Here is a 23,143-nt window from a genome sequence, read left to right as displayed (position 1 = left end):
GTACGCGCCGTGGGATTCTCCCCTACCGCAGCAGACCCATCTTGTCGTACACGTCGGCGACCACGGATTCCGCCACCACAGACGCCTTCTCCGCTCCACGGTCCAGGATTCGCTTCAGCTCCGCCGGGTCGGACATGTACTCGTCGTACCGGGCCTTGAGCGGGGTGGTGAAGGCTTGCAGCGCATCCGCGGTGTCCACTTTCAACGCGCCGTACTGCGCGCCTGCAGCCTGGTAGTCGGCCACGATCTCATCCACGCTACGTCCGGTCAGGGCAGACTGGATCACCAGCAGGTTCGACACCCCCGGCTTCTCGTCCCGGTCGTACCGGATCTCGCCGTCGTTGTCCGTCACCGCCGACTTGATCCGCTTCGCGGACGTCTTCGGTTCGTCCAACAGGTTCACGATGCCCTTCGGGTTGTCCCCGGACTTGCTCATCTTCGACGTCGGATCCTGCAGATCGTAGATCTTCGCCGCGCCCTGCGGGATGAACCCGTCGGGCACCACGAACGTCTCACCGAAACGGGCGTTGAAGCGCTCGGCCAGGTTGCGGGTCAACTCCAGGTGCTGGCGCTGGTCCTCACCCACCGGCACCAACTGCGGACGGTAGAGCAGGATATCCGCGGCCATGAGCATCGGATACATGAACAGGCCCGCAGAGGTCCGCTCCGCACCGCGCTTGGCGGACTTGTCCTTGAACTGCGTCATCCGCGACGCCTCACCGAAACCGGTGAGGCAGGTCAGCACCCACGCCAGCTCGGCATGCTGCGGAACCTGGGACTGCACGAAGATCGTGGACTTCTCCGGGTCGATACCCAGCGCCAACAGCTGCGCCACGCCGGCCAGCGTGCGCTCCTTCAGTTCCTTCGGGTCCTGGTCCACGGTGATCGCGTGCAGGTTGGGGATGAAGTAGAACGCGTCGTACCCGTCCTGCAGCTCGATCCACTGCTTGACCGCGCCCAGGTAGTTCCCGAGGTGGTAGGAGTCCGCCGTAGGCTGGATGCCGGACAGGACGCGCTTGATCTGTGCTTCATCACTCATGGAACGTCATGTTACCCGGGCAGTTTGGCGATCCGGAGCAGTGCCTCGGCATCCGGGTCGCTCACCCCCAGCGGACGTCCCCGGGGATAGACCGCGCGCAGCAGCCGGCGGAACGTCACCCCTTTCACGGGGACACGCACGAGGTCGCCGGACGACACCTGCGTCTCCACCGCGCGCGCCGCGATGACCGTCGGCTCGCCCATCCCGGTCACTGCCGCCCGCTGGGCCGACAACGACCCGAACTCCCCCGCCGGTTCGGCGATCGTCCCCAGGGTGGCCTCCACGATCTCGCGGCTTCCGGACCCCCGCTCCCGGGTGACCAGCGGGGTTCGCCGCAGCTGCCCGGCGTCCACCTCGGAGCCGGCCCACGGGTGTGTCGGAGGAACCACCAGTATCAGGTCGTCGACCCCCACCACGTCGGACGCCAGGCCGTGGGACACCTCGGCCCCTTCGACGAATCCCAGCACACACTCCCCACCCGCCACGGCGTCACACACCTCTGTGCTGTTGCGGGAGCGCAGCTGCAGACGGACCGTCGGGTTCTCCCGGTGGAACCGCGCCGCCCAGGAGGGGAAGTACAGCTCCGCGATCGTATTGGAGACGGCGACGGGCAGCGGACGGACCGCATCCGGTTGTGTCGCCGTCGTGACAGCGCGGGAGAACTCTCCCGCGGCACTGAGCAGGTCCCGGGCCGCCGTCAACACGACCCGCCCCCGCTCTGTCGGCTCTGATCCCCCCACTCCCCGCCGGAAGACCGCGACCCCGAGTGTCTTCTCCGCCGCGGCCACCCGCGCACTCACCGTCTGCTGGCTCAGCCCCAGGTCACGAGCCGCCGCGGCGATACTGCGTCGCTCATCCACGGCCACGAGCGTGGCGAGTTGGTCGACCTGCGGGACGTGAGGGTACATACAGTCACTGTACCCCTTTCCACCTGCTCCGTTATCCCGGTCTACGACGACAGCCGTCTACGGTCAGGCTCATGGACACCACCACCGAACTCCCGCCGCCCGGCCCCGCCTGGGCAGGTGCGCTGATGGGCACCTCCATCACCGCGTCCATGACGGGGACACACGTGGGGACGTCCGCCGGTGGCGTCGTGACCGTCCTGGCCGGCGTCGTCCTGCTGGTCCTGGCCACCGGCGGACGGAGTTGGCTGACGACGGACCTCCCTCCCTGGTCGATGGTCACCATGGGGGTCCTCGCTCTCGGCTCCGCGGCCGACAGCACCCTCGGACTGGTCGGCGTTCACCAGGTCACCTGGGTCGTCGGGACGGTCGCCTCCGTCATCGTCTTCACCCCTCAGGCTGCGAGACTCGTCCGGGGTACGCTGCCACGTACTTTTCCCGCGACTCTGGCCCTGGTCACCCCGATGGTGGCGGCGACCAACGCCGCCCAGCTCGGACACCCGCTCCCCGGCGTGCTCTGCTTCGCTGCATCCCTGGTCACCGGGGTCCCCGCCTTCCTCCTCATCTACCTCACGGCAGGACGGCGCCCGGAACCCCCTGCCGCGGCGACGACGTGGATCCCCCTCGGCATCGTCGGCCAGAGCAGCACGGCGGCCCTGCTGCTCACCGACGGGACCACCCTCACCGACGCAGGCCGGACGTACGCCGCCGTCATGCTCGCCGTCGGCGTCCCCGCCGCACTGTGGGCCCTCTGGAACCACTGGGGGACTCTGCTACGGACCTCCCCCGCCGTGTCTGCGGCGACCTACAGCCCGGCATGGTGGTCCGCCACCTTCCCCGTCGGCACCTGCAGTCTGGGCACCCACCAACTGTCCCTCAGTACCGGTGCCGGCTGGTTGGACGGGGTCAGCGTGGCACTCCTCGTCCTGCTGGTCCTGCACGTCACGCTGGCAACTGCGGGGCTGGTCGGGGCGCTCTGTCAGCGGTACGTGACCAGCACCGGCGAATGGTCGCTCCAGCGCAGGTCGTAGTGCTCGGCCCGGTCCACCCACGCGGACTCCACGCGCTCCATCAACGCCGATGTCGCCGCCTGGTAGTCGATACGCCACCCGGCGCCGGTGTCGAAGGCCTTGCCGCGCCACGTCCACCAGGAGTAGGGACCGTCCTCGTCCGGGTGCAGCCGGCGCAGCGCGTCGAACCACCGGGGCTCCCCCGTCGCCCCGTCGTCCAACCGCCGGGCAGCCACGTCACCGGGCGTGTAGTCCACCGCGCCGAAGAAATCCGACGGCGTCCCGCCGGGGTTGCCGGTACGACCGGCGTCCGTCGGGTCACCGATCTGCGTGGACTCGTCAGGGAAGGTGCCGAACACCGAATCCATGAACGCCCGCTCCGCCGGCAGGTACCCTGACTTCTTCCGGTTCGGACGCCAGTTCTTCAGGTCCTGGCGGCGGTGGCAGATGTTCCAGTCTCCCCCGACGACCATCTGCTCATGTACCCCGGCCTGCTGGTCGAGGTACGGCCCGAAGATGTCGAGGAACCGGAACTTCTCGTCCTGCTTGGCCGTGCCCTCGGCCCCGGACGGCAGGTAGACGCTCGCGACCCGGAGTCCGGCGGTGGACGCCTCGATGTAACGGCCGGCGTCGTCGAACTCGGTGCTGAACCCCTCCCCGAAGCCGACCTGGACGTCCTCGATGCCGTGACGCGACAGGATCGCCACACCCGCGCGCCCCTTGGCCGCGGCCTCGGCCTGCACCAGGTTCCACCCGGCTTCCAGGGCCGGAGCCAGTGCCTTCTCGGTCTGGTCGGGGGTGGCACGCACCTCCTGCAGCAGCACCACGTCCGCAGGGGTGCTCTCCAACCACGGCAGGATCCCGTGGTTGTCCTCGTTGCGGACCTTGGCTGCGGCACGGATGCCGTTGACGTTGACGGTGGCGACAGTGACAGTCATGCGGTCCAGACTAGCGGCGCGCCTCGCTCCTGCGCCGAAGCAGGTACGTCGGGATGAACACCACGATGCCGCACAGTGCCATGCCCACGCCTGCCAGCGCCGGTGCCGAGTACGAGTAGCCCGCGCTGATCACGGCGCCACCGACCGCAGCGCCGGCGGCGTTCGCCAGGTTCAACGCCGAGTGGTTCATCGACGCCGCGAGATTCTGCGCCTGTCCGGCGACGTCCATCAGCCGGGTCTGCAGGTTGATCGTCATCACCGAGCCGGACATCGCGACCAGACCGAAGTTCACGATCGCCAGCGGTGCACTGGTGCTGGTGAAGTAGAACGCGCCGAGCATCACCACCATGGCGACCAGGGCGCCGAAGATGGACCCCTCCACGTTGATGTCGGCCAGTCGGCCGCCGACGAAGGTTCCGGCGACCATGCCGACGCCGTAGACCATGAGGACCAGCCACATGAGGCCCTCCGGGAAACCGGCGCGCTCGGTCATCGTCCAGGAGATGTAGGTGTAGACACAGAACATGCCGCCGAAGCCGACGGTGCCGAGCAGCAACGTGAGCATTACCTGGGGGTTGACCAGTGCGCTGAGTTCCGTCATCGGACGGGTGGCAGGCATCTGGGTCATGTGCGGCAACGAGTACCACAGGCCGATCAGGGTGACCAGGCCGATCAGGGCGACCACGGCGAAGGCCGCATTCCAGCCCAGCGTCTGGCCGACCCACTGGGCAGCGGGCACGCCGGCCACCGTCGCCACCGACAGTCCCATGGAGACCTGCGCGACGGCACGGCCCCGCTGTCCGGCGTCCGCCATGGACGCGGCGATCAGTGCGGCAGCGGCGAAGTAGGCGCCGTGGGGGATACCGGCGATGAACCGGGACAACATCAGCAGTCCGTAGGAGCCGGCCAGCACACTGAGGGCGTTACCCACGGTGAAGGCGCCCATGAGGATCAGGACGAGCCGTCGCCGGGGCATCGACCCGGTGAACGCCGTGATCACGGGAGCCCCCACGACCACGCCGAGGGCGTAGGCGGTGATCACGTGGCCGGCGGTGGCCTCACTGATCGAGAAGTCGTCGGCGATGTAGTTGAGCAACCCCATCGCCACGAACTCGGTCGTCCCGATGCCGAAGCCGCCGAGGGCGAGCATGAGGATGGCGATCGGGCGCCGACGACGGCCCATCTCCGTCTGCCGGGGCAGCGGGCGTCGGCTGGGCCGGCGGGACGGACGGGCCGGACGGGGGAGGTCCGCCAGGCGTTGCAGTCGTGTGGTGGTCCCGGTGGGTGATTCAGTCACGTGCGGGCTCCTCGCTGGTTCGGTGTCGGTTCTGGGTCGGTCGTCGGTCGGTCGTCGGTTCGGTGTAGCCGGGCCGGTCGGCACCTGCCACAGGAGAGGCCAACCGGTATCGATTCAGTTCTATTCCCGGACGCGACCTGATTTATTCCGGAAGATTTCACTGATATCCGGATAACGGTCTATCCCCGGGTGTAGGGTATCCGCCGCCCCGCGACCGTCAGAGCAACCGGCATTGCCGTATTATCGCGATAGTAGATGCCCGAGCGGCACCCTTCCACACGAAGGCATCACCAGAGAACGAGACGAATAATCGCAGGTGCGCCCGTCTACGGCCCTCACGAGGGGACGCTCGACGCGACGCTGCACTGACTATTGAAGAGGGAGACACCGGCCCATGGCCAAGATCATCTACACCCGAACTGACGAAGCCCCGCTACTCGCGACATACTCGTTGAAGCCCGTTATCGAGGCGTTCGCCTCCACCACCGGCGTCGCCGTCGAAACCCGGGACATCTCCCTGGCAGCGCGTATCCTCTCCGCGTTCAACGACGTCCTGCCCGAGGGACAGCGGGTCCACGACGCACTCGCGGAGCTCGGCGAGCTGACCAAGAAGCCGGACGCGAACATCATCAAGCTCCCGAATATCTCCGCGTCGGTCCCCCAGCTCAAGGCCGCCGTCCGCGAGCTCCAGGAGCACGGTTACGACCTTCCGGACTACCCGGACGAGCCCTCCACGGACGAGGAGAAGGACGCCCGCGCCCGTTACGACTCCGTCAAGGGGTCCGCCGTGAACCCGGTCCTGCGTGAAGGCAACTCCGACCGTCGTGCCCCGAAGGCCGTCAAGAACTTCGCCCGGAAGCACCCGCACCGCATGGGCGAGTGGAGCGCCGACTCGAAGACCAACGTCGCCACCATGTCCGACGGCGACTTCCGCCACAACGAGCAGTCCGTCGTCATCGACGGCGACGACACCCTCACCATCCGTCTCGTCGGTGCAGACGGGGAGACCACCGTTCTGAAGGACGGGCTGAAGGTCCTGGACAAGGAGATCGTCGACGCCACCGTCCTGCGTGCCCGGGATCTCGACGCCTTCCTGAAGGACCAGGTGGCCCGTGCGAAAGAGGAGGGCGTCCTGTTCTCCGCACACCTCAAGGCCACGATGATGAAGGTCTCCGACCCGATCATCTTCGGCCACGTGGTGCGGGCCTACTTCTCCGACGTCTTCGAGAAGTACGGCGACACCCTGTTCTCCAAGGGACTCAACGGGGAGAACGGCCTCGCCGCCATCTACTCCGGCCTCGAGGACTACGCCGACGAGATCGGCGCCGACCTGGCGTCCGAGATCCGCGCGGCCTTCGACAAGGGCCTGGAGGACGGCCCCGACCTGGCCATGGTCAACTCCCACAAGGGCATCACCGGCCTGCACGTCCCCTCCGACATCATCGTCGACGCATCCATGCCCGCCATGATCCGCAGCGGCGGACACATGTGGAACAAGGACGACCAGGAGCAGGACGCCCTCGCGGTCATCCCGGACTCCTCCTACGCCGGGGTGTTCCAGACGGTCATCGAGGACTGCCGGAAGAACGGCGCCTTCGACCCGACGACAATGGGCACCGTCCCGAACGTCGGTCTGATGGCCCAGAAGGCCGAGGAGTACGGCTCCCACGACAAGACCTTCAAGATCGAGTCCGAGGGCACCGTCGAGGTCGTCGACTCCTCCGGCGAGGTGCTGATGTCTCACACCGTCGCCCCCGGCGACATCTGGCGCGCCTGCCAGGCCAAGGACGTGCCGATCCGTGACTGGGTGAAGCTGGCCGTCAGCCGCGCCCGTGACACCGGGGCACCGGCCGTCTTCTGGCTCGACCCAGAGCGTGCCCACGACCGCAACATGACCGCGAAGGTCGAGGAGTACCTCAAGGACTCCGAGCTCGTCGGTGACACCGAGGGCCTGGACCTGCGCATCCTCTCCCCCGTCGAAGCGTGCCAGCTCTCGGTCGACCGCATCCGTGCCGGCGAGGACACCATCTCCGTGTCCGGCAACGTCCTGCGTGACTACCTCACCGACCTCTTCCCGATCATGGAACTGGGCACCAGCGCCAAGATGCTCTCCATCGTGCCGCTGATCGCCGGCGGCGGGCTGTTCGAGACCGGTGCCGGCGGATCCGCACCGAAGCACGTCCAGCAGCTCATCGAGGAGGACTACCTGCGCTGGGATTCCCTGGGTGAGTTCCTCGCACTGGCCGAGTCGCTGCGCAAGCTCGCTGAGACCGACAACAACCCCCGGACCCCGATCCTGGCCGACGCACTGGATGCCGCCACCGAGCGGATCCTCAACGAGGACCTCTCCCCTGCCCGCGTCGTCGGTGAGATCGACAACCGTGGCAGCCACTACTGGCTGGCCCGCTACTGGGCCCTCAACCTCTCCAAGCAGACCGACGATCCGGAGCTCGCCGAGATCTTCGCGCCGGTCGCCCAGGAACTGGAGGAGAAGTACGAGACCGTCAAGAAGGAGATGCGCGGCGGTCAGGGCTCCTCCGCCGACCTCGGCGGCTACTACTGGCTGGACGAGGAGAAGACCACGAAGGTCATGCGCCCGTCCGCCACCTTCAACGCCGTGATCGACGGCCTCACGTCGCGGAACTCCTGACATTCCACTCCACCACTGAACAGCTCGGTCTACCGAGAACAAGGGTCACGAACTGCACCTTTGCTTCAAAGTAGACCGAGCTGTTTGCCGCTACCCCTCCGGTGGGTTATCGTGTTCCCAGCGAAACGACACCCAACCTCCCGAAGGGACCACCACAGATGAGCACCAGGTACGACAACTCCGACTCCGCCTCCTGGGGATTCGCCTCCCGCGCCGTCCACGCGGGACAGACCGTGGACTCCGACACCGGCGCCCGCAACCAGCCGATCTACCTCACCACCTCCTATGTCTTCGATTCCGCCGAGCACGCCAAGCAGCGCTTCGCCCTCGAGGACCTCGGCCCGGTGTACAGCCGGCTGACCAACCCCACACAGGAAGCCCTCGAGAACCGCATCGGTTCCCTGGAGGGCGGCGTCCACGCCGTGGCCTTCGCCTCCGGCCAGGCTGCCGAGACCGCCGCGATCTTCAACCTCGCCGGCGCCGGTGACCACATCGTCACCTCCCCCCGTCTCTACGGTGGCACGGAGACCCTGTTCGGCGTCACGCTCGCCCGCCTCGGCATCGAGGTCACCTTCGTCGAGGATCCCGACGACCTCGACTCCTGGCAGGCCGCCGTGCAGCCGAACACCAAGGCCTTCTACGGCGAGACCTTCGCCAACCCCCAGGCCGACGTCCTGGACATCCCGGCGGTCGCCGAAGTCGCGCACCGCAACAACGTCCCGCTCATCGTGGACAACACCATCGCCACCGCCGCCCTGGTACGTCCCCTGGAGCTCGGCGCGGACATCGTCGTCGCCTCGTTGACGAAGTTCTACACCGGTAACGGCTCCGGACTCGGCGGCATCCTCGTCGACGGCGGGTCCTTCGACTGGACCGTGGAGCGCGACGGTGAGCCGGTCTTCCCCTCGTTCGTCACCCCCGACCCCGCCTACCACGGTCTGAAGTACGCCGACCTCGGTGCCGCCGCCTTCGGGCTGAAGGCCCGCGTCGGCCTGCTGCGTGACACCGGCGCCGCCATCTCGGCGTTCAACGCCTGGGTCACCATACAGGGTCTGGACACCCTCGCTCTGCGCGTACGCAAGCACAACGAGAACGCCGAGATCGTCGCCGGCTCCCTCGCCGAGAACACGGCCGTCGCCACGGTGAACTACGCCGGCCTCCCGGACTCCCCCTGGTACGCCACCAAGGAGAAGCTCGGCCTGGAGTACCCCGGCTCGGTGCTCTCCTTCGACCTCGCCGTCGACGACGTCTGGTCCGACGAGGCACGCGAGAAGGCCTGGGCCTTCATCGACGCACTGAAGCTGCACTCCAACCTGGCCAACGTCGGTGACGTCCGCTCCCTCGTCGTCCACCCGGCGACGACCACCCACTCGCAGTCCGACCAGAAGGGGCTGGCACGGGCCGGCGTGAACCTCGCCACCGTCCGCCTGTCCGTCGGCATCGAGGACATCGAGGACATCCTCGCCGACCTCCAGCTCGGCTTCGACACCATCAGCTGAGGTCGGCGTCCATGACCATCGACCCCCGGTCCCTCCCCGCGTCCCACTCGTCCGTCACCGTGCCCATCGGCACCTTCACCACCGAGGCGGGGGTGGACATCCCAGGCACGGAGTTACGTCTGTTCGCCTGGTACGAGGGCAGCGCGGAGGAAGCGGTCGCCCGGCCCGTCATCGTCATCGAGCACGCACTGACCGCCGACGGCAACGCCGATGACTGGTGGGCGGGCATCATCGGCCCCGGTCTGGCACTCGACACCGAGCGCTACCTGGTGCTCTGCGCCAACTGTCTGGGCGGCTGCCAGGGCTCCACCGGCCCGTCCTCCACTCACCCGGACGGCGGCCACTGGGGGTCCCGTTTCCCCGCACTGTCGATCCGCGACCTCGTCGCCGCGGAGAAGACACTTCTCATCGACGTGCTGGGGATCCGCCAGATCCGCGGCGTGGTCGGTGCGTCGATGGGCGGCGCACGTGTCCTGGAGTGGACGATCATGTACCCCGAGGTGGTGGAGGCCGCCCTCCCGGTCGCCGTCTCCGCCCGCGCCTCGGCCTGGCAGATCGGGATCCAGTCCGCCCAGATCCGCTTCATCACCGCCGACCCCTGCTGGCAGAACGGCGACTACCACGACTCCGGGAACATCCCGTCCCACGGCCTCGGCCAGGCCCGCCGTATCGCCCACCTGACCTACCGTGGTGAGCTGGAACTCGACGAGCGTTTCTCCACCGATCCCCAGCCGGGCGAGAACCCGTACGGCCCCTACCACTCCCCCACGGAGCGTTTCGCCGTGGAGAGCTACCTCGACCGCCAGGCCGAGAAACTGGAGGCCCGGTTCGACGCCGGCAGTTACGTGACCCTCACCGACGCCCTGAACCGCCACGATGTCGGACGCGGACGTGGCGGCATGAATGCCGTACTGGGGTCCTCCCAGGTCCCGACCATGGTCGCTGGCATCGACACGGACATCCTCTACCCGTACCACCAGCAGGAACACCTGTCCCGCAATCTCGGGGACTTCATCGGCCTGTCGAAGATCACCTCCCCCACCGGCCACGACGGCTTCCTGACAGAGACGCGTCAGATGACGATCATCCTCGACAAGTTCCTCACCAAGGCGGCGTTGCTGGCGCAGCGGTAGACCGCCAACCCGGGCTGTTACGGGCGGACCCGGCCCCGCACGGGAAATGGGCACCGTCCTGTGCACGCCTCAGGGGCTGAATGCGTGTACAGGACGGTGCACATTTCCATGCCGGGACGGTGCCTCACCCCGCCGCGCCGGTCGACCCCGCCACGGCCTCCGTCGCCCGCGCGTACACCGTCTCCCCGACACTGCCCGGCCCCAGCCCCAACGTCCGGGCGTCGCCCCGGGTGATCTGTGCGGTGAACCGTCGGCCGTTCTCCACGTCGGTGAGTTCCACGCGGACCTCGAACCCCAGCACCGCGACCCGTTCGACCACCGCCTCGCGCACGTCGGTGGCGGCGACCTCGTTGCCCGGCACCTCCGGGTCTGTGTTACGGCCGAGCCTGATGTCGTGCGGGCGCACGGTCTGCCCGGCGAGTTCGGTGACGTGCCCCAGGAAGGACTGGACGAACGGGGTCTCCGGGGCGTCGTAGAGCTCGGTGGGGGTCCCGACCTGCTCGATCCGCCCGTCACCCATCACGGCGATACGGTCGGCGACGTCGAGAGCCTCCTCCTGGTCGTGGGTGACCAGGACGGTGGTGACGGTGAATTCCTCGTGCATGTGTCGCAACCAGGTGCGCAGGTCCTCCCGGACTTTGGCGTCCAGCGCGCCGAACGGTTCATCGAGCAGCAGGACGCCCGGGTTCGGGGCGAGTGCCCGTGCCAGCGCCATCCGTTGCCGCTGGCCGCCGGAGAGCTGCGAGGGGTAGCGGGTGTGGTACCCGGCGAGACCGACGATCTCCAGCAGTTCATCGACCCGCCTGTCGATCTCCTTCTTCGGACGCTTGCGCACCGACAGGCCGAAGGCCACGTTGTCGCGGACGGTCATGTGTTTGAAGGCGGCGTAGTGCTGGAAGACGAAGCCGATGCCGCGGTCCTGCGGTGACAGCCGCGTCACGTCGGTTCCGTCGATGACCACCTCGCCGGAGTCAGGTCGTTCCAGACCGGCGATGGTGCGCAACAGGGTGGATTTTCCCGAGCCCGACGGCCCCAGCAGGGCGGTGAGGGACCCCTCGGGGATCTCGAGGGAGACGTCGTCGAGGGCCGTGAAGACCGGCGAGGAGCCGTAGGTCTTCACGGTGTGGGAGACGGAGATAGCCATCTTAGGAAACCTTCTTCTTCTGCAGCAGGGTCATGACGACCAGGACGATCACCGAGACGATCATCAGCAGCGTCGCCGCGGCGTAGGCGCCGTAGACGTTGTTGTCGTCGAGATAGCGGGAGTGCACCAGCAGGGTCAGGGTCTGACCTCCTCCGGCGAATCCGGAGGCGACCATGATCACCGCACCGAACTCCCCGAGAGAACGGGCGACGGTCAGGACGATGCCGTAGGACAGACCCCAGCGGATCGACGGCAGGGTGATGCGCCGGAACGTCTGCCAGGGTGACGCGCCCAGGGTGGACGCCGCCTGCTCCTGTTCGGTACCGATCTCACGCAGGACGGGTTCCACCTCCCGCACGATGAACGGGAGGGTGACGAACACGGTGGCCAGCACCATTCCGGGCAGTCCGAAGATCACCCGGAATCCGAGGTCCTCGACTCCTCCGAACCACCCGTCGGTGCCCCACAGCATGATGAGTGCGACACCGACGATCACCGGGGAGACCGCGAAAGGCAGGTCCACGACGGCCTGGACCAGGGATTTTCCGGGGAATCGCCCCCGGACCAGCCCGAGGGCGACGACGATGCCGAAGACCACGTTCAGCGGTACCGTAATGGCGACGATCAACAGTGAGGTCTGCAGCGCGGAGACCGCTGCCGGGGTGGTGATCCACTCCCAGAACTGCCCGAGTCCGGGTTCCACGGTGCGCCACAGGATTGTGCCGACCGGCAGGGCGACCAGGACGGCCAGGTAGATGAGGGCGAGGGTGCGCAGTGTCAGGACACTGGTTCTGGACTGGTTCACGCGTCCTGCTCCTTCCGGGTGCTGCGGTCTCCGACGAGGCGGAGAACGAGGAGGACAATGAAGGTGATGGCCAGCAGGGCGACGGACACCGCCGCCGCGGCGGACGGGACGTCCGACTCGATCTGCTCCTGGATGTACTGGGAGGCGACCTGCGTCTCCCCGGGGATGTTCCCGCCGATGAGGACCACCGATCCGTACTCACCGATCGCCCGGGCGAATGCGAGCCCGGTCCCGGACAGCACCGCCGGCCACAGCGCCGGCAGGATGATACGCCGGAAGATCGTGGCATTGGACGCGCCGAGGGACGCCGCAGCCTCTTCGACGTCGTGGTCGAGCTCGATGAGCACGGGCTGCACGGACCGTACGACGAACGGCAGGGTGACGAAGGCCAGCGCGATGACCAGTGCCGGCTGGGTGGCGTTGAGGGTGATGTTCATCGGGCTGTCCGGACCGTACAGGCTGAGCAGCACCAGGGACGCGACGATCGTGGGCAGCGCGAACGGAAGGTCGATGACCGCGTCCACGATGCGTTTCCCGGGGAAGTCGTCGCGCACCAGCACCCAGGCGATCAGCGTGCCGGTCACCATGTTGATCAGCGCGACGGCGAGGGAGACTTTCGCGGTCACCCACAGTGTGTCCCGTGCGCCCGGTGCGGTCACGGCGTCCCAGAAACCACCGGGACCGCCGGAGAAGGCCTCGGTGGTCAGTGCCACCAGGGGCAGCAGGACGATGACGGACAGCCACAGGGTGGCCGTCCCCATGCTGAGTTTCGTTCTCATGTCACCCATCTCAGACTGCCTGGTAGATCGTCGTGATGGCACCGTTGGTGTCGTCGCTGCCAGGCTTGGCCCGTTTGAACAGCACCGCGTCCACCACGTCCCAGTCCGCCGTATCCCCGGCGGGGTCGAGGGAGGGGTCCAGGTCGCGGAACGCCCCGGCGAGTTCGTCGATCGTGTGCACGGTGTCCAGGGGCCGGAATGCTCCACGCTGCTCTGCGGGGAGGCCGTCGATCACGTCGGTGGAGTCGGAGAACAGGTCCGGACCGGGCCGGAACCCTTCGGCCGCCCACAGCTTCTCCGCATCCGGGGTGAACAGGTAGTCGCGGAACTGCGTGGCCTTCCCCATGTTCCCGTCAGGGTCGTCGGTGGTGTCGACGACGGCCACCGGGTTCTCGATGCGGAAGGTGTCGTCCGGGACGGTGTACTCGATGCGTCCGCCGTTACGGTCCAGTTCAATGGCCTCGTTCTCGTAGGACAGCAGCACATCACCCTGCCCTCCCTCGAAGGCGGAGGTCGCCTCGCGTCCCGACTTCGGACGGACGGTGAAGTGCTCGCCGACGAGCCGGGTGAGTTTGTCGAGCGACTCGTCGTGTGCGGTCCGGATGTCGGCACCGGCGTCGAGAGCCCGGAAGAACCAGCTGGCGTAGGGCGCGAGCAGATTCCACTTCGCCGACCCGGAGCTGGCCGGATTCGGACTGATGACCTCGATCCCGGGTTCCAGCAGGTCGTCCCAGTTCTCGACGCCGTGCGGGTTGCCCTCGCGGGTGACGAAGGAGACGACCGAACCGAAGGGGACGGACCGTCCGGACTCGTCGTCGGGGACGTTGTCCCGCCAGTCCTCGGCCACCTGGCCACCGTCGACGAGCCGGGTCACATCGGGCTCCACGGAGAAGTTCACGATGTCGGTCGGCAGGTGCCGGGCGACCTTGCGGGACTGGTCGCCCGAGGCGCCGTAACTCTCCGCGAACCCGGTGTCCTGGCCTTCGGGTGTGCTCCGGAACCCGCGGATGACCGCCTCGAATCCCGGCTTCGGGACCGCGTAGGCCACGAGGTTCAGTCGCTGGTCGCCCGATGAGACGTCCACCACGTCGGGGTCGTCGACAGTGCCCCCGGGCAGCACGGCCACCCCGGCGACGGCCACCAGGCCGACGCCGACGAGCACCGCTCCCAGGCTGGGTTTGAACGCCACGACGATTCCCTCTCCTCCGCACAGACTGCTCTGTCTACTACGCAGGAGACACTATCCGGCCGGCCGACCGACGCCGCAGAGTTCGATTCACACCGAATGGAATCGGGCGTCCGATTAGCCGCTGAGTGCGGGGAACTCCGGCAGCACGTGCTCCGCCAGCTCGGTCAACATCTCGTCCACCGGCCTGGTCCGGCTGCTGAGGTGCAGTGACACATGGTTCACGCCCATGTCGCGTTGCGACGACAGGATTCTCAGCAGCCCGTGCCGCCCCGTCCGGTACCCGAAGTCACGTCCCTCGACCGGCAGGTCGGGGTCCTCCGCCAGATCGACCCACATCGATTCGGCGAACGGTGCGAAAGCGTCCCCGCAGGACGCCCGCCACCGGTCGACCATCACCTTCTGCTGGGGCAGGGTTCGGTGGTAGGTGATCCACCCGTCGCCGTGGGCGGCGTTGTAGTCCATGTTCTGCTGGCACGACCCCGTCGGCAGCACCGGCACACGCCCTACCGTCGGTTTCGGGACGACGTCCGCTCCACCCATGCGGCCCCGCGACCACCGCACCGGACGTCCGGTGGACGACCACCCGGCCTGCAACACCTCCAGGTGCTCACGGAACACGGCGGCACGGTCCCCCTTCTCCATGCCGAAGGCAGGGAACTCCTCGGGACGGTCGCCACTGGCCACCCCCATGAGGAAACGTCCCCCGCTGAGCCGGTCCAGACCCGCGGACCGTTTCGCCAGCAGCAGGGGGTGCGCCAACGGCAGCACGATCGCCGCGGTACCCAGTGCGATCGTCTCCGTGTGCGCCGCCAGCCACGTGAGGAACATGAACGGGTCGTGGATCTGCCCGACGTCCCCGAAGGTGTCGACCCGCAACGGAATGTCGCGGGCCCACACAGCCGCGACCCCGGCCTCTTCCGCCGCCCTGACCAGCTCCACCTGACGTGCGACGTCGCCGCCGTCCTCTGCACCCACCCCGTCTTCCGCACCCGGCCCCACCGGCAGACTCAGCCCCAGCGTCAGCTCCCCCTCAGCGAAGGTCCGTCGCATCCCCGGCAGCTCGGAAACTGTACCTACGGTGCTCACCGTCAGCTCCCCAGCGCATCGACGGACACCGCGACCAGCAGCATCGACGCCCCGACGGCGAGACAGAACAACGAATCGAACTTCCGCGACCGGACGGAGAGCACCCCCAGGATCTCCCCGTCGACCACCCACCGCAGAGCGCCGAGAACGAGCATGCCGGTGCCGACGGTGACCGTCCCCCGACGCCACCGGTCCGCCACCAGGAACACCAGCCCCACCACCATCACCAGGACGAAACCGATGACCAGCAGCATCTGCAGTGTCTGGTTCAGCCGCGAATGCGGCACCTCCGCATCATGCGGGTTACGCAGCAGCGTCCTGCGCTCCGCCGGCGTCAGCTCAACAAGGTCGGCCTTGTCTGCCCCGGCGCTACCGCCGGCCCCCTCCTCACTCACACCAGCCGCTCCGCCCGTTCCACGACATTGTGGATCAGGAAGGCACGCGTCAGCGGCCCCACACCACCGGGGTTCGGCGACACCGCACCGGCCACGTCCCACACGTCGGGATGCACGTCACCGGCGAGCTTGCCGTCCACACGCGAGACCCCGACGTCGAGGACCGCGGCACCGGGCTTGACCATGTCGGCGGTGAGCATGTGCGGCTTACCGGCGGCCGCGATGATGATGTCGGCGTCGCGGGTCTCCTTGACCAGGTCCCTGGTACCGGTGTGGCACAACACCACGGTGGAGTTCTCCGACCGACGGGTGAGCATCAGCCCGATGGGGCGACCCACGGTCACGCCACGACCGATGACGACCGCCTTCGCCCCGTCGAGCTCTACACCGTAGCGGCGCAGCAACGAGATCGCGCCGTTCGGGGTGCAGGGCAGCGGGGCGGGCTCCATCAGCACCAGCTTGCCGAGGTTCACCGGGTGCAGGCCGTCGGCGTCCTTGGCCGGGTCGATACGTTCGAGCACCGCATTCTCGTCGAGGTGCTTCGGCAACGGCAGCTGGACGATGTAGCCGGTGCACCCCGGATCGGCGTTGAGCTCGTCGATCACGGCGTTGAGCTCCTCCTGGCTCACGTCCGCCGGGAGGTCGCGCCGGATACTGTTCACACCGATCTGCTCGCAGTCGCGGTGCTTCATCTTCACGTAGGAATGGCTGGCGGGGTCGTCACCGACCAGGACGGTGGCCAGTCCCGGCGTGACCCCTTTCTCCTTCAGCGCCGCCACCCGGCGGGTGAGGTCCTCGACGATCTCGTCGCGGTAGAGTTTCCCGTCCAGCCTGGTGGCAGTATCAGCAGTGTCAGCGGTCTCCGGAGTCTCAGTCACGGCACCAGTATGTCACCCTCAGCGTCCGCCCGGGAACCCCGCCTGCCGCCAGGCCTCGTACGCTGCCACTGCGGCAGCGTTGGAGAGGTTCATGCTGCGTCTGCCGGGCAGCATCGGGATGCGTACCTGCCGGGTGATCCGCGGGTCGGCGAGCGCCTCCTCCGTGAGCCCGGTGGGTTCGGTACCGAACAGCAGGACGTCGCCGGGTTCATAGTCGATGTCGGTGTGCCAGGTCTCGGCGTGGGCGGTGAAGGCGATGACCCGCGCCCCCGCCGGGCCGGTCAGGGTGGTGAGGGCGGAGTCCAGCGACGGATGGATGTGCACGTCCGCAAGGTCGTGGTAGTCCAGTCCGGCCCGTTTGAGGTGCTTGTCGTCGAAGTTGAAGCCCAGGGGCTCCGCCAGATGCAGGGAAGCACCTGTACCGGCGCACAGACGGATGGCGCTGCCGGTGTTGCCGGGAATGGCCGGGTGCTCGAAGAGGATGTGGCAGTACGGGTTCGTGTCGGTCACTGTTCCCACCACGCCCGCAGCGTGTCGGTGAACCAGGCGAGGTCGTGGACACCCGCCATCTCCCGGGCGGAGTGCATCGACAACAGCGGTATCCCCACGTCCACCGTCGGGATACCGAGCCGGGTGGCGGTGATCGGCCCGATGGTCGAGCCGCAGGGCACGTCGTTGTTCCCCGCGAAAACCTGGTCGGGCGCCCCGACACTGCGGCACGCCGCCCGCCAGGCCGCCGAGGTCGTGGCGTCGGAGGCGTACCGCTGGTTGGCGTTGACCTTCAGTACCGGTCCGCCGTTGATCACCGGACGGTGCACAGGGTCATGTTTACCGGCGTAGTTCGGGTGGACGGAGTGCGCGGCGTCGGCGGAGACGCAGGACGACCGGGCGAACATCGCCCGGGTCTCCTCCGCATCCGCGCCGAGGGAGGCGGCGGTGCGGGTCAGGACGTCCTCGAGCACCGGGCCGGCCGCCCCACTGGTGGTCGCACTGCCCACCTCCTCGTGGTCGAAGGCCGCGAACACGGGGATGCTTGAGATGCCGTCAGCACTGTCGGGGCGTGCAGCGAGGAACGCCTGCAGAGAGGTGAAGACACTGCTGAGGTTGTCCATGCGTCCTGCGGCAATGAAGTCGTCCTGTGCACCGAACACCGCGCCACGCTGAGCGTCCACGGTGATCAGGTCATGGGCGAGGATGTCCGCCGGTGTCACTCCCTCGGCATCGAGAGAATCGGCGATGACCTCCCCGATCGTGGGTGCCCCGTCCCCGACCGCGAACACCGGCTGCATGTGCTGCTGCCGGTCCAGGGTGAGCCCGTTGTTGACGGCACGGTCCAGGTGGATCGCCAGGTGCGGGACCCGGAGTACCGGCCGCGTGCGCACCAGATGCTCGGTGCCGTCAGCCAGGACGACGCGCCCTGCCAGCCGCAGCTCGCGGTCCAGCCACGCCGGCAGGATCGCCCCACCGTAGACCTCCACGGCGGCCTGCCGCCACCCGCCCGGCCCGACGATGTCACCGACCGGTTTAAGCTTCAGCCCGGGTGAATCGGTGTGGGACCCGACGATGCGGAACCGCAGCGGCCGCTCCCCGTCTCCGGCGGGTTCCGGGATCCGCCAGGCCAGCACCGCACCACCACGCACGATGTAGTGCCCGCCGGCGCCGGCGTCCCACCGTTCCTTCTCGTCCTGCCGGGTGAACCCGGCCGCCTCCAGCCGGGACGCGGCCTCCGCGGCCGCGTGGTAGCTGCTGGGGGATGCGTCGATGAAGTCAATGAAATCGCTGATGTCGCTGATGTCGCGGAAGTCTGCGGGACCGGTGGAGTCAGTCATGGGGACCAGTTAACCACCCGGTATCGCCCGGCCCGCGTCTGGGACGGAGACCTCCGGTTGTTTTTTCGTCGGCGGACCACCCCTGAGTGTCCGTCCCAGGAGTAATCAGGAGTAATCACGAGTCGGGGGCGACCCCGTGCTCCCGGAGGAAGGACACCATCCGCCCGGCGATCCGCTGCCGGTTCACCGCCTTGACGAACTCATGGCCCTCGTCCTCCATCACCAGCTCGCTGGTGGGCACGCCACGTGCGTCCATCGCGGCCTTCATCTGCCGGTACTCACTCGGCGGCACATTGGTGTCGTTGGCGCCGTGGATGAACAGCACCGGGGTACGCACCCTGTCCACCCGGTGCAGCGGCGACACCTCGCGCAGCAGTTCCCCGTCCTGGATCGGGTAGCCGTACTTCGGGTAGGCCGCGCTGGCGATCCAGGGCTCGGTGTCCCGGTAGAACGTCTGCAGGTCACTCATGCCACAGGCGCTCACCGCCGCGCGGAACAGGGAGGGGAACCAGGTGACGCCGATGTTGGTGAGGTACCCGCCGTAGGACCGGCCACTGATCGCCATGCGGTCCGGGTCCGCCACCCCCATCGACACCAGGAACCGGACGCAGTCCTCCAGGTCGTCGATCCCGGCGAACCGGCCGTACCGGTTGTCGGCGTGCATGAACGTGCGTCCACCGCCGAAGGAACCACGCACATTCGGGGTGAACACCGTGATGCCCGCGTCGATGACCTCACGCAGGACATCGTGGTGTTCCGGGCGCGACTGCCCCTCCGGCCCACCGTGGAAGTGCAGCAGGACCGGACGTCTCCCACCGGCCGGCTCGAACTCGGGGTTCGCGCCGCGGTACAGCCAGCCCGACAACTCGACACCGTCCCGGGCGGTGAAGTGCAGCAGTTGGGGCTGCTGCACCGCCGCCAGCAACGGCCGGTCGGGACTACTGGAACTGCCGGAACCGCCGGAACTGTCTGGGGTGGTGTTCAGCGGTGTGACCACGCCGCTACGGCAGTCCACCAGGTGCACCGCCCGCGGGACGTCCGGGCTCTCCACCGCCAGCGCGAGCAGACGGCCGTCCCCGGTGAGGGTCAGGCCACGGCCCACCATGCCGGGCAGGCGGACGGAACGTCGCACCGTCACCCGTTCGTGGGCGTCCAGGAGAAACACCTCGAGAGAGGAGACCCCGTCCTGGTTCCACAGCACCGCGGCAGTCGCGCGGTCCTCACTGACGATGAACTCGTCGACGTCGGCGTTGGCGTGCCCGATCAGTTCACGGACCGACATCACCCCGTCCCGCTCGCGGATCCTCATCACCCGCCTGCGGTCCGCGCCATGGTCACCGATGACCAGCAGTACCGGTGGCTCATCCCCCACCGGCGGCAGAATATGGCCGTCATCGGTGGTGGATCCCGGCTGCGGCGGCAGGACGGGCCGCCAGGACCCGTCAGGACGGATCAGCAGCAGTTCCCGGTTCCCCCGCGGGCCGACGCGCATCAGGGCGTAACCGCTCTCGGCGGCGACGAGCTGCCCGTCAGCCCTACGGTCCACCACCTCGGTACGTCCGGTCTCCGGGTCGAACCGGCGCCCCTCGGCCACCCCGTCGGAGCCGACCGCATCCACGGCGAGCAGATCGTTGTCCCACTCCACGACCGACGTCTTCGCGTCGCCGCTGTCCCGGACGAGTACCGCGGACGGGTCGTCCGGGTCGCTGGACACCAGCCAGATCTCGTTGCGCTCGGTACCCTGGGGTGACACCTCCACCGCCAACCAGTGCCCGTCCGGCGAGTAGCGGACCGCCACCGCCGGCCCTTCCGTCGGGATGACGACCGGGCGTTCGCCGCCGGTGAGCCGCGACTGCATCGCACGCGGAGACACCCCGTCATGCAGGACATAGGCGATAGCAGACCCGTCGGGGGCGAGGCTGGGGGCGTAGGTATGTCTCACAGGCCCGTGATTCTACCTGCTCGGCTACCTGCCCCGCAGGATCCACGTGTCCTTGCCGCCACCACCGCGGGAGGAGTTCACGATCATCGAGCCCGCCGGCGCGACACGGGTCAGACCTGCCGGCACGGTCAGGGCCTCCACCGCGGTACCGGGGCCGCCGGGCTGCCGGAGGTGCGAGAACATCCGCAGGTCCACGTGACGGCGCTGGATTCCGAGACCGTCGAAGGTCGGCAACGTCGACAGCCGCACAACCTCCTGGGCGATGAACTGGTCCGGCTGGGTCAGCAGTTCCCTGCGCCGTGCCGCCAGCTGCTCCTCGGTACATTCCGGCCCGACGGTGATGCCGGCGCCTCCGTACCCGTCGATCGGTTTGACGACCAGTTCCCCGAGACGGTCGAGGACCTGGTCACGCTGTTCCCGCACCGAGCAGAGGTACGTCGTGACCTGGTCCAGCGCCGGGCGCTCCCCCAGGTAGAAGTCGATCATCGTCGGAACACGGGCGTAGATCGCCTTGTCGTCGGCGACACCGTTGCCCAGGGCGTTCGCCACCGCGACGGTACCTGCGGCGAGCACGGTCTGGAAGGGGTCACGCAGCACCGTCCCGTCGGCCCCGGTGGAGGACAGGAACATCTCCTCCTCCATCCGCATGTAGACCACGTCCACCCGTCTCCGTCGTGTGCGGGAGACGTCCCACAGGGTGGGCGTCCCGTCGTCGTCGGCGTCCACCAGGATCTGGTCGGTGGTGCACACGGAGAATCCGCCGACTCCGGCGATGAGCGACTGCTCGGCGAAGGTGCTGTCCTCCTCCCCCGCGGAGGCCACGACGACATGCGCCCGCTCCGGGTCAACCCCGGGCGGTGCTGCCGCACGCAGCGTGGTGCACATCGTCTCCAACGACCCGGCCGGGTCAACGACCTCACCGAACTCACGCTCGGTGGCCTCGAGCATCTCCGGGAAATGGTGGCAGGTCACGTCCCTCGCCGCCAGGGCGAATGTCAGACCCGACGGCATGCGGACATTGTCCTCGAGCACCTTCCACCGTCCGTCGTCGGAACACACCAGGTCAGCGCCGTTGATGTGGTTACGCACCCGCCCTGCCGGAACGTGACGCCCCACCCGACGGAACCCCGGTGCACGTTCCAGCGTCGCCAGATCCACGACCCCGGCGCGGACGATCTCGCGGTCGCCGTAGATGTCGTCGAGGAAGGCGTTGATCGCCCGCATCCGTTGCTCCACGCCGGCGGCCAGGGTGTCCCACGTCGGTCCCGTGATGATCCTCGGCATCGGGTCGATGGGGAAGACCAGGTGGCGGTCCGTACCACTGGCGCGGAACGTGATCCCCCGGTCGGTGAGTTCCTCCTCGGACGCCTGCAACCTGGACCGCAGTCGCAGCGCACCGGTCTGCACCATCGTCGACAGGGCCGGGGCGGAGACGGGACGGGGTGTTCCGGTGGCGTCGACGGCCTCGTCCCAGAAGGCCTCCCCCAGGTCGTCGACGACACTGGGTTCATAGGCCGACAGGCCCAGCGGTGTGCGCGGGGTCGCGTCCTCCAGCCCGACGGTGTCGAGGGTCTCGGCGATCAACAGGCCCACCACATCATCGGTCCTGCCCCGACGGCGGAGCGTCCGACGTTGCCGGTAGGCGCCCGACCCGGCGCGCAGCAGCTGCCGGACGGTGTCCCTGACCCACCCGCACCCGTCCCCGAGTTCGTCGGCGAGGAGATCGACCAACGCGACGAGGACGTCCTCCGCCGGTTTCAGTTCCAGGTCCGTCGGGTCGAGCAGCTCGCCCTCCATCCCGGAGCGGGCGGCCCGCCAGGTCGCGGTGCGTTGCTGGAGCACCGGTAACGGCGGGGTGGGGGTTCCCCGCCGCACCAGCGCGGTCTCGCGGACGACCAGTGCCCGGCACAGTGCCACGATCACCGCCACCGTCGCTGACGAGGAACAGGCGTCGCACAGCCGGATCTCGACCCCACCTGTCGCCTCCCCGTGTGCCGCCTCCCGGGCAGGCCGTACGTCGTAGTGCATCATCTCCGGCCCGCTGATCACCCGGGTGTGCTGCAGGAACTCCACGTCCCTGCGGTAGTCGTCCATGGTCGCGGCCTCGGGATAGGCGCCGGACGCCGGCCACCGCGGCGCCTGCAGCGCCCGCGAACTGGCGTACCCGGTGTCCACGCCCTCATCGTCCAGCGGGGAGGACGCACTGACCGCCAGCAGGGCGGGCAGGTGCCGGGAGACCCCTCGGCAGACCGCGAGAACGTCGTCACCGCCGTCGCCGCCACCGCCGTCGCCGCACTGCACGGTGACCCGGAGCCCACCGGTGGAATGCACACCCCGGCGCGGCCACGGGACGACGCCGACCGCCAACGGCGCGCAGTCACCGTCCAACTGGCCGGCCACCTGCGCCACCAGGCTCCTGTTACGACGGAGTTCGGCGAGCAGACCAGCCAGGTCAGAGTTCGGTGACGTCCGGGAGATCAGTCGCTCGGCGTCACGCAGCGCAGAGAACCGTTCCACGTCCCCCAACCGCGCCACGATCTCGTCCGCACACGGGGCAGGCGCACGAGCAGTCCGGTCGACGATGTGCAGGTCCTCTTCCACTCTCACGGTGGTGCCCATGGGGCC

At 68.3% G+C, this 23,143-nt stretch carries 19 protein-coding genes; 4 read left to right on the top strand and 15 right to left on the bottom strand.

Translation table 11 applies throughout. The features are described 5' to 3' along the window. Positions 1-22: 22 nt before the first annotated feature. Entirely contained in the window at positions 23-1,039 is a 1,017-nt protein-coding gene (trpS, locus tag FS507_RS12545; RefSeq protein ID WP_075811187.1) for a tryptophan--tRNA ligase, read from the bottom strand. Positions 1,040-1,050: 11 nt separating this feature from the next. Then, positions 1,051-1,947, bottom strand: a complete 897-nt coding sequence (locus FS507_RS12540; protein ID WP_145943125.1) for a LysR family transcriptional regulator — start codon at positions 1,945-1,947, stop codon at positions 1,051-1,053. A 71-nt stretch (positions 1,948-2,018) separates the two neighbouring features. Here FS507_RS12540 and FS507_RS12535 point away from each other — a divergent pair, with 71 nt between their 5' ends. Beyond that, positions 2,019-2,975 (top strand): hypothetical protein, encoded by a 957-nt coding sequence (locus tag FS507_RS12535; RefSeq protein ID WP_145943124.1) that lies wholly within the window; start codon positions 2,019-2,021, stop codon positions 2,973-2,975. On the opposite strand, the gene FS507_RS12530 is transcribed toward FS507_RS12535, so the two are convergent. Together FS507_RS12530 and FS507_RS12525 are read right to left on the bottom strand one after the other, a co-directional pair. Then, positions 2,924-3,892, bottom strand: coding sequence for an exodeoxyribonuclease III (locus tag FS507_RS12530; protein WP_145943123.1), 969 nt, complete (start codon positions 3,890-3,892; stop codon positions 2,924-2,926). The two genes, FS507_RS12535 and FS507_RS12530, sit on opposite strands and share 52 nt — an antisense overlap. Before the next feature lie 10 nt (positions 3,893-3,902). Beyond that, entirely contained in the window at positions 3,903-5,075 is a 1,173-nt protein-coding gene (locus FS507_RS12525; protein ID WP_145943170.1) for an MFS transporter, read from the bottom strand. 508 nt (positions 5,076-5,583) lie between these two features. Here FS507_RS12525 and FS507_RS12520 point away from each other — a divergent pair. The 3 genes from FS507_RS12520 to metX all read left to right on the top strand — a co-directional run bounded on the left by FS507_RS12520 (position 5,584) and on the right by metX (position 10,471). Next, positions 5,584-7,839 (top strand): NADP-dependent isocitrate dehydrogenase, encoded by a 2,256-nt coding sequence (locus FS507_RS12520; protein ID WP_145943122.1) that lies wholly within the window; start codon positions 5,584-5,586, stop codon positions 7,837-7,839. Positions 7,840-7,997: 158 nt separating this feature from the next. Further along, the gene (locus FS507_RS12515; protein ID WP_145943121.1) at positions 7,998-9,338 is read left to right on the top strand and encodes an O-acetylhomoserine/O-acetylserine sulfhydrylase; all 1,341 of its coding nucleotides are present in this window, start codon (positions 7,998-8,000) and stop codon (positions 9,336-9,338) included. Positions 9,339-9,349: 11 nt separating this feature from the next. Further along, the gene (metX, locus tag FS507_RS12510) at positions 9,350-10,471 is read left to right on the top strand and encodes a homoserine O-acetyltransferase MetX (protein WP_145943120.1); all 1,122 of its coding nucleotides are present in this window, start codon (positions 9,350-9,352) and stop codon (positions 10,469-10,471) included. A 124-nt stretch (positions 10,472-10,595) separates the two neighbouring features. On the opposite strand, the gene FS507_RS12505 is transcribed toward metX, so the two are convergent. The 11 genes from FS507_RS12505 to FS507_RS12455 all read right to left on the bottom strand — a co-directional run bounded on the left by FS507_RS12505 (position 10,596) and on the right by FS507_RS12455 (position 23,137). Further along, positions 10,596-11,615 (bottom strand): sulfate/molybdate ABC transporter ATP-binding protein, encoded by a 1,020-nt coding sequence (locus tag FS507_RS12505; RefSeq protein ID WP_145943119.1) that lies wholly within the window; start codon positions 11,613-11,615, stop codon positions 10,596-10,598. A gap of 1 nt (position 11,616) precedes the next feature. Beyond that, on the bottom strand, positions 11,617-12,420 hold the full coding sequence (locus FS507_RS12500) for a sulfate ABC transporter permease (RefSeq protein ID WP_145943118.1): 804 nt from the start codon (positions 12,418-12,420) through the stop codon (positions 11,617-11,619). After that, positions 12,417-13,199, bottom strand: a complete 783-nt coding sequence (cysT, locus tag FS507_RS12495; protein WP_145943117.1) for a sulfate ABC transporter permease subunit CysT — start codon at positions 13,197-13,199, stop codon at positions 12,417-12,419. The genes FS507_RS12500 and cysT overlap by 4 nt, the downstream gene beginning before the upstream one ends. Positions 13,200-13,209: 10 nt before the next feature. Then, positions 13,210-14,388 carry an extracellular solute-binding protein gene (locus FS507_RS12490; RefSeq protein ID WP_260853401.1) on the bottom strand — a complete coding sequence of 393 codons (1,179 nt, stop codon included), beginning with the start codon at positions 14,386-14,388 and terminating at the stop codon, positions 13,210-13,212. A 114-nt stretch (positions 14,389-14,502) separates the two neighbouring features. Then, complete coding sequence (locus FS507_RS12485; protein WP_145943168.1) at positions 14,503-15,438, bottom strand: TIGR03571 family LLM class oxidoreductase; 936 nt, start codon at positions 15,436-15,438, stop codon at positions 14,503-14,505. Positions 15,439-15,476: 38 nt separating this feature from the next. Further along, positions 15,477-15,869, bottom strand: coding sequence for a DUF3017 domain-containing protein (locus FS507_RS17635; RefSeq protein WP_186314678.1), 393 nt, complete (start codon positions 15,867-15,869; stop codon positions 15,477-15,479). Further along, entirely contained in the window at positions 15,866-16,747 is an 882-nt protein-coding gene (locus FS507_RS12475; protein WP_145943116.1) for a bifunctional methylenetetrahydrofolate dehydrogenase/methenyltetrahydrofolate cyclohydrolase, read from the bottom strand. Before FS507_RS12475 ends, FS507_RS17635 begins: the two co-directional genes overlap by 4 nt. Positions 16,748-16,765: 18 nt before the next feature. Beyond that, positions 16,766-17,257, bottom strand: a complete 492-nt coding sequence (locus tag FS507_RS12470; RefSeq protein WP_260853400.1) for a tRNA (cytidine(34)-2'-O)-methyltransferase — start codon at positions 17,255-17,257, stop codon at positions 16,766-16,768. Continuing rightward, on the bottom strand, positions 17,254-18,576 hold the full coding sequence (locus FS507_RS12465; protein ID WP_145943115.1) for a M18 family aminopeptidase: 1,323 nt from the start codon (positions 18,574-18,576) through the stop codon (positions 17,254-17,256). The genes FS507_RS12470 and FS507_RS12465 overlap by 4 nt, the downstream gene beginning before the upstream one ends. Before the next feature lie 115 nt (positions 18,577-18,691). Continuing rightward, positions 18,692-20,518 carry a S9 family peptidase gene (locus tag FS507_RS12460; RefSeq protein ID WP_145943114.1) on the bottom strand — a complete coding sequence of 609 codons (1,827 nt, stop codon included), beginning with the start codon at positions 20,516-20,518 and terminating at the stop codon, positions 18,692-18,694. 24 nt (positions 20,519-20,542) lie between these two features. Continuing rightward, positions 20,543-23,137, bottom strand: a complete 2,595-nt coding sequence (locus FS507_RS12455; RefSeq protein ID WP_145943113.1) for a carboxylate--amine ligase/circularly permuted type 2 ATP-grasp protein — start codon at positions 23,135-23,137, stop codon at positions 20,543-20,545. Between the last annotated feature and the right edge of the window lie 6 nt (positions 23,138-23,143).

This window comes from Corynebacterium glyciniphilum AJ 3170, assembly GCF_007673095.1.
GTDB lineage: Bacteria > Actinomycetota > Actinomycetes > Mycobacteriales > Mycobacteriaceae > Corynebacterium.
The sequence above is the reverse complement of the archived record's forward strand: the minus strand, read 5'-3'. Positions and strand labels throughout refer to the sequence as shown.

Coding starts and splice junctions, on each gene's coding strand:
- trpS (WP_075811187.1), bottom strand. CDS start 1,039: ATGAGTGATGAAGCACAGATCAAGCGCGTCCTGTCCGGCATCCAGCCT.
- FS507_RS12540 (WP_145943125.1), bottom strand. CDS start 1,947: ATGTACCCTCACGTCCCGCAGGTCGACCAACTCGCCACGCTCGTGGCC.
- FS507_RS12505 (WP_145943119.1), bottom strand. CDS start 11,615: ATGGCTATCTCCGTCTCCCACACCGTGAAGACCTACGGCTCCTCGCCG.
- FS507_RS12525 (WP_145943170.1), bottom strand. CDS start 5,075: ATGGGCCGTCGTCGGCGCCCGATCGCCATCCTCATGCTCGCCCTCGGC.
- cysT (WP_145943117.1), bottom strand. CDS start 13,199: ATGAGAACGAAACTCAGCATGGGGACGGCCACCCTGTGGCTGTCCGTC.
- FS507_RS12465 (WP_145943115.1), bottom strand. CDS start 18,576: ATGACTGACTCCACCGGTCCCGCAGACTTCCGCGACATCAGCGACATC.
- FS507_RS12485 (WP_145943168.1), bottom strand. CDS start 15,438: ATGCGACGGACCTTCGCTGAGGGGGAGCTGACGCTGGGGCTGAGTCTG.
- FS507_RS12455 (WP_145943113.1), bottom strand. CDS start 23,137: ATGGGCACCACCGTGAGAGTGGAAGAGGACCTGCACATCGTCGACCGG.
- FS507_RS12535 (WP_145943124.1), top strand. CDS start 2,019: ATGGACACCACCACCGAACTCCCGCCGCCCGGCCCCGCCTGGGCAGGT.
- FS507_RS12520 (WP_145943122.1), top strand. CDS start 5,584: ATGGCCAAGATCATCTACACCCGAACTGACGAAGCCCCGCTACTCGCG.
- FS507_RS12515 (WP_145943121.1), top strand. CDS start 7,998: ATGAGCACCAGGTACGACAACTCCGACTCCGCCTCCTGGGGATTCGCC.
- metX (WP_145943120.1), top strand. CDS start 9,350: ATGACCATCGACCCCCGGTCCCTCCCCGCGTCCCACTCGTCCGTCACC.
- FS507_RS12530 (WP_145943123.1), bottom strand. CDS start 3,892: ATGACTGTCACTGTCGCCACCGTCAACGTCAACGGCATCCGTGCCGCA.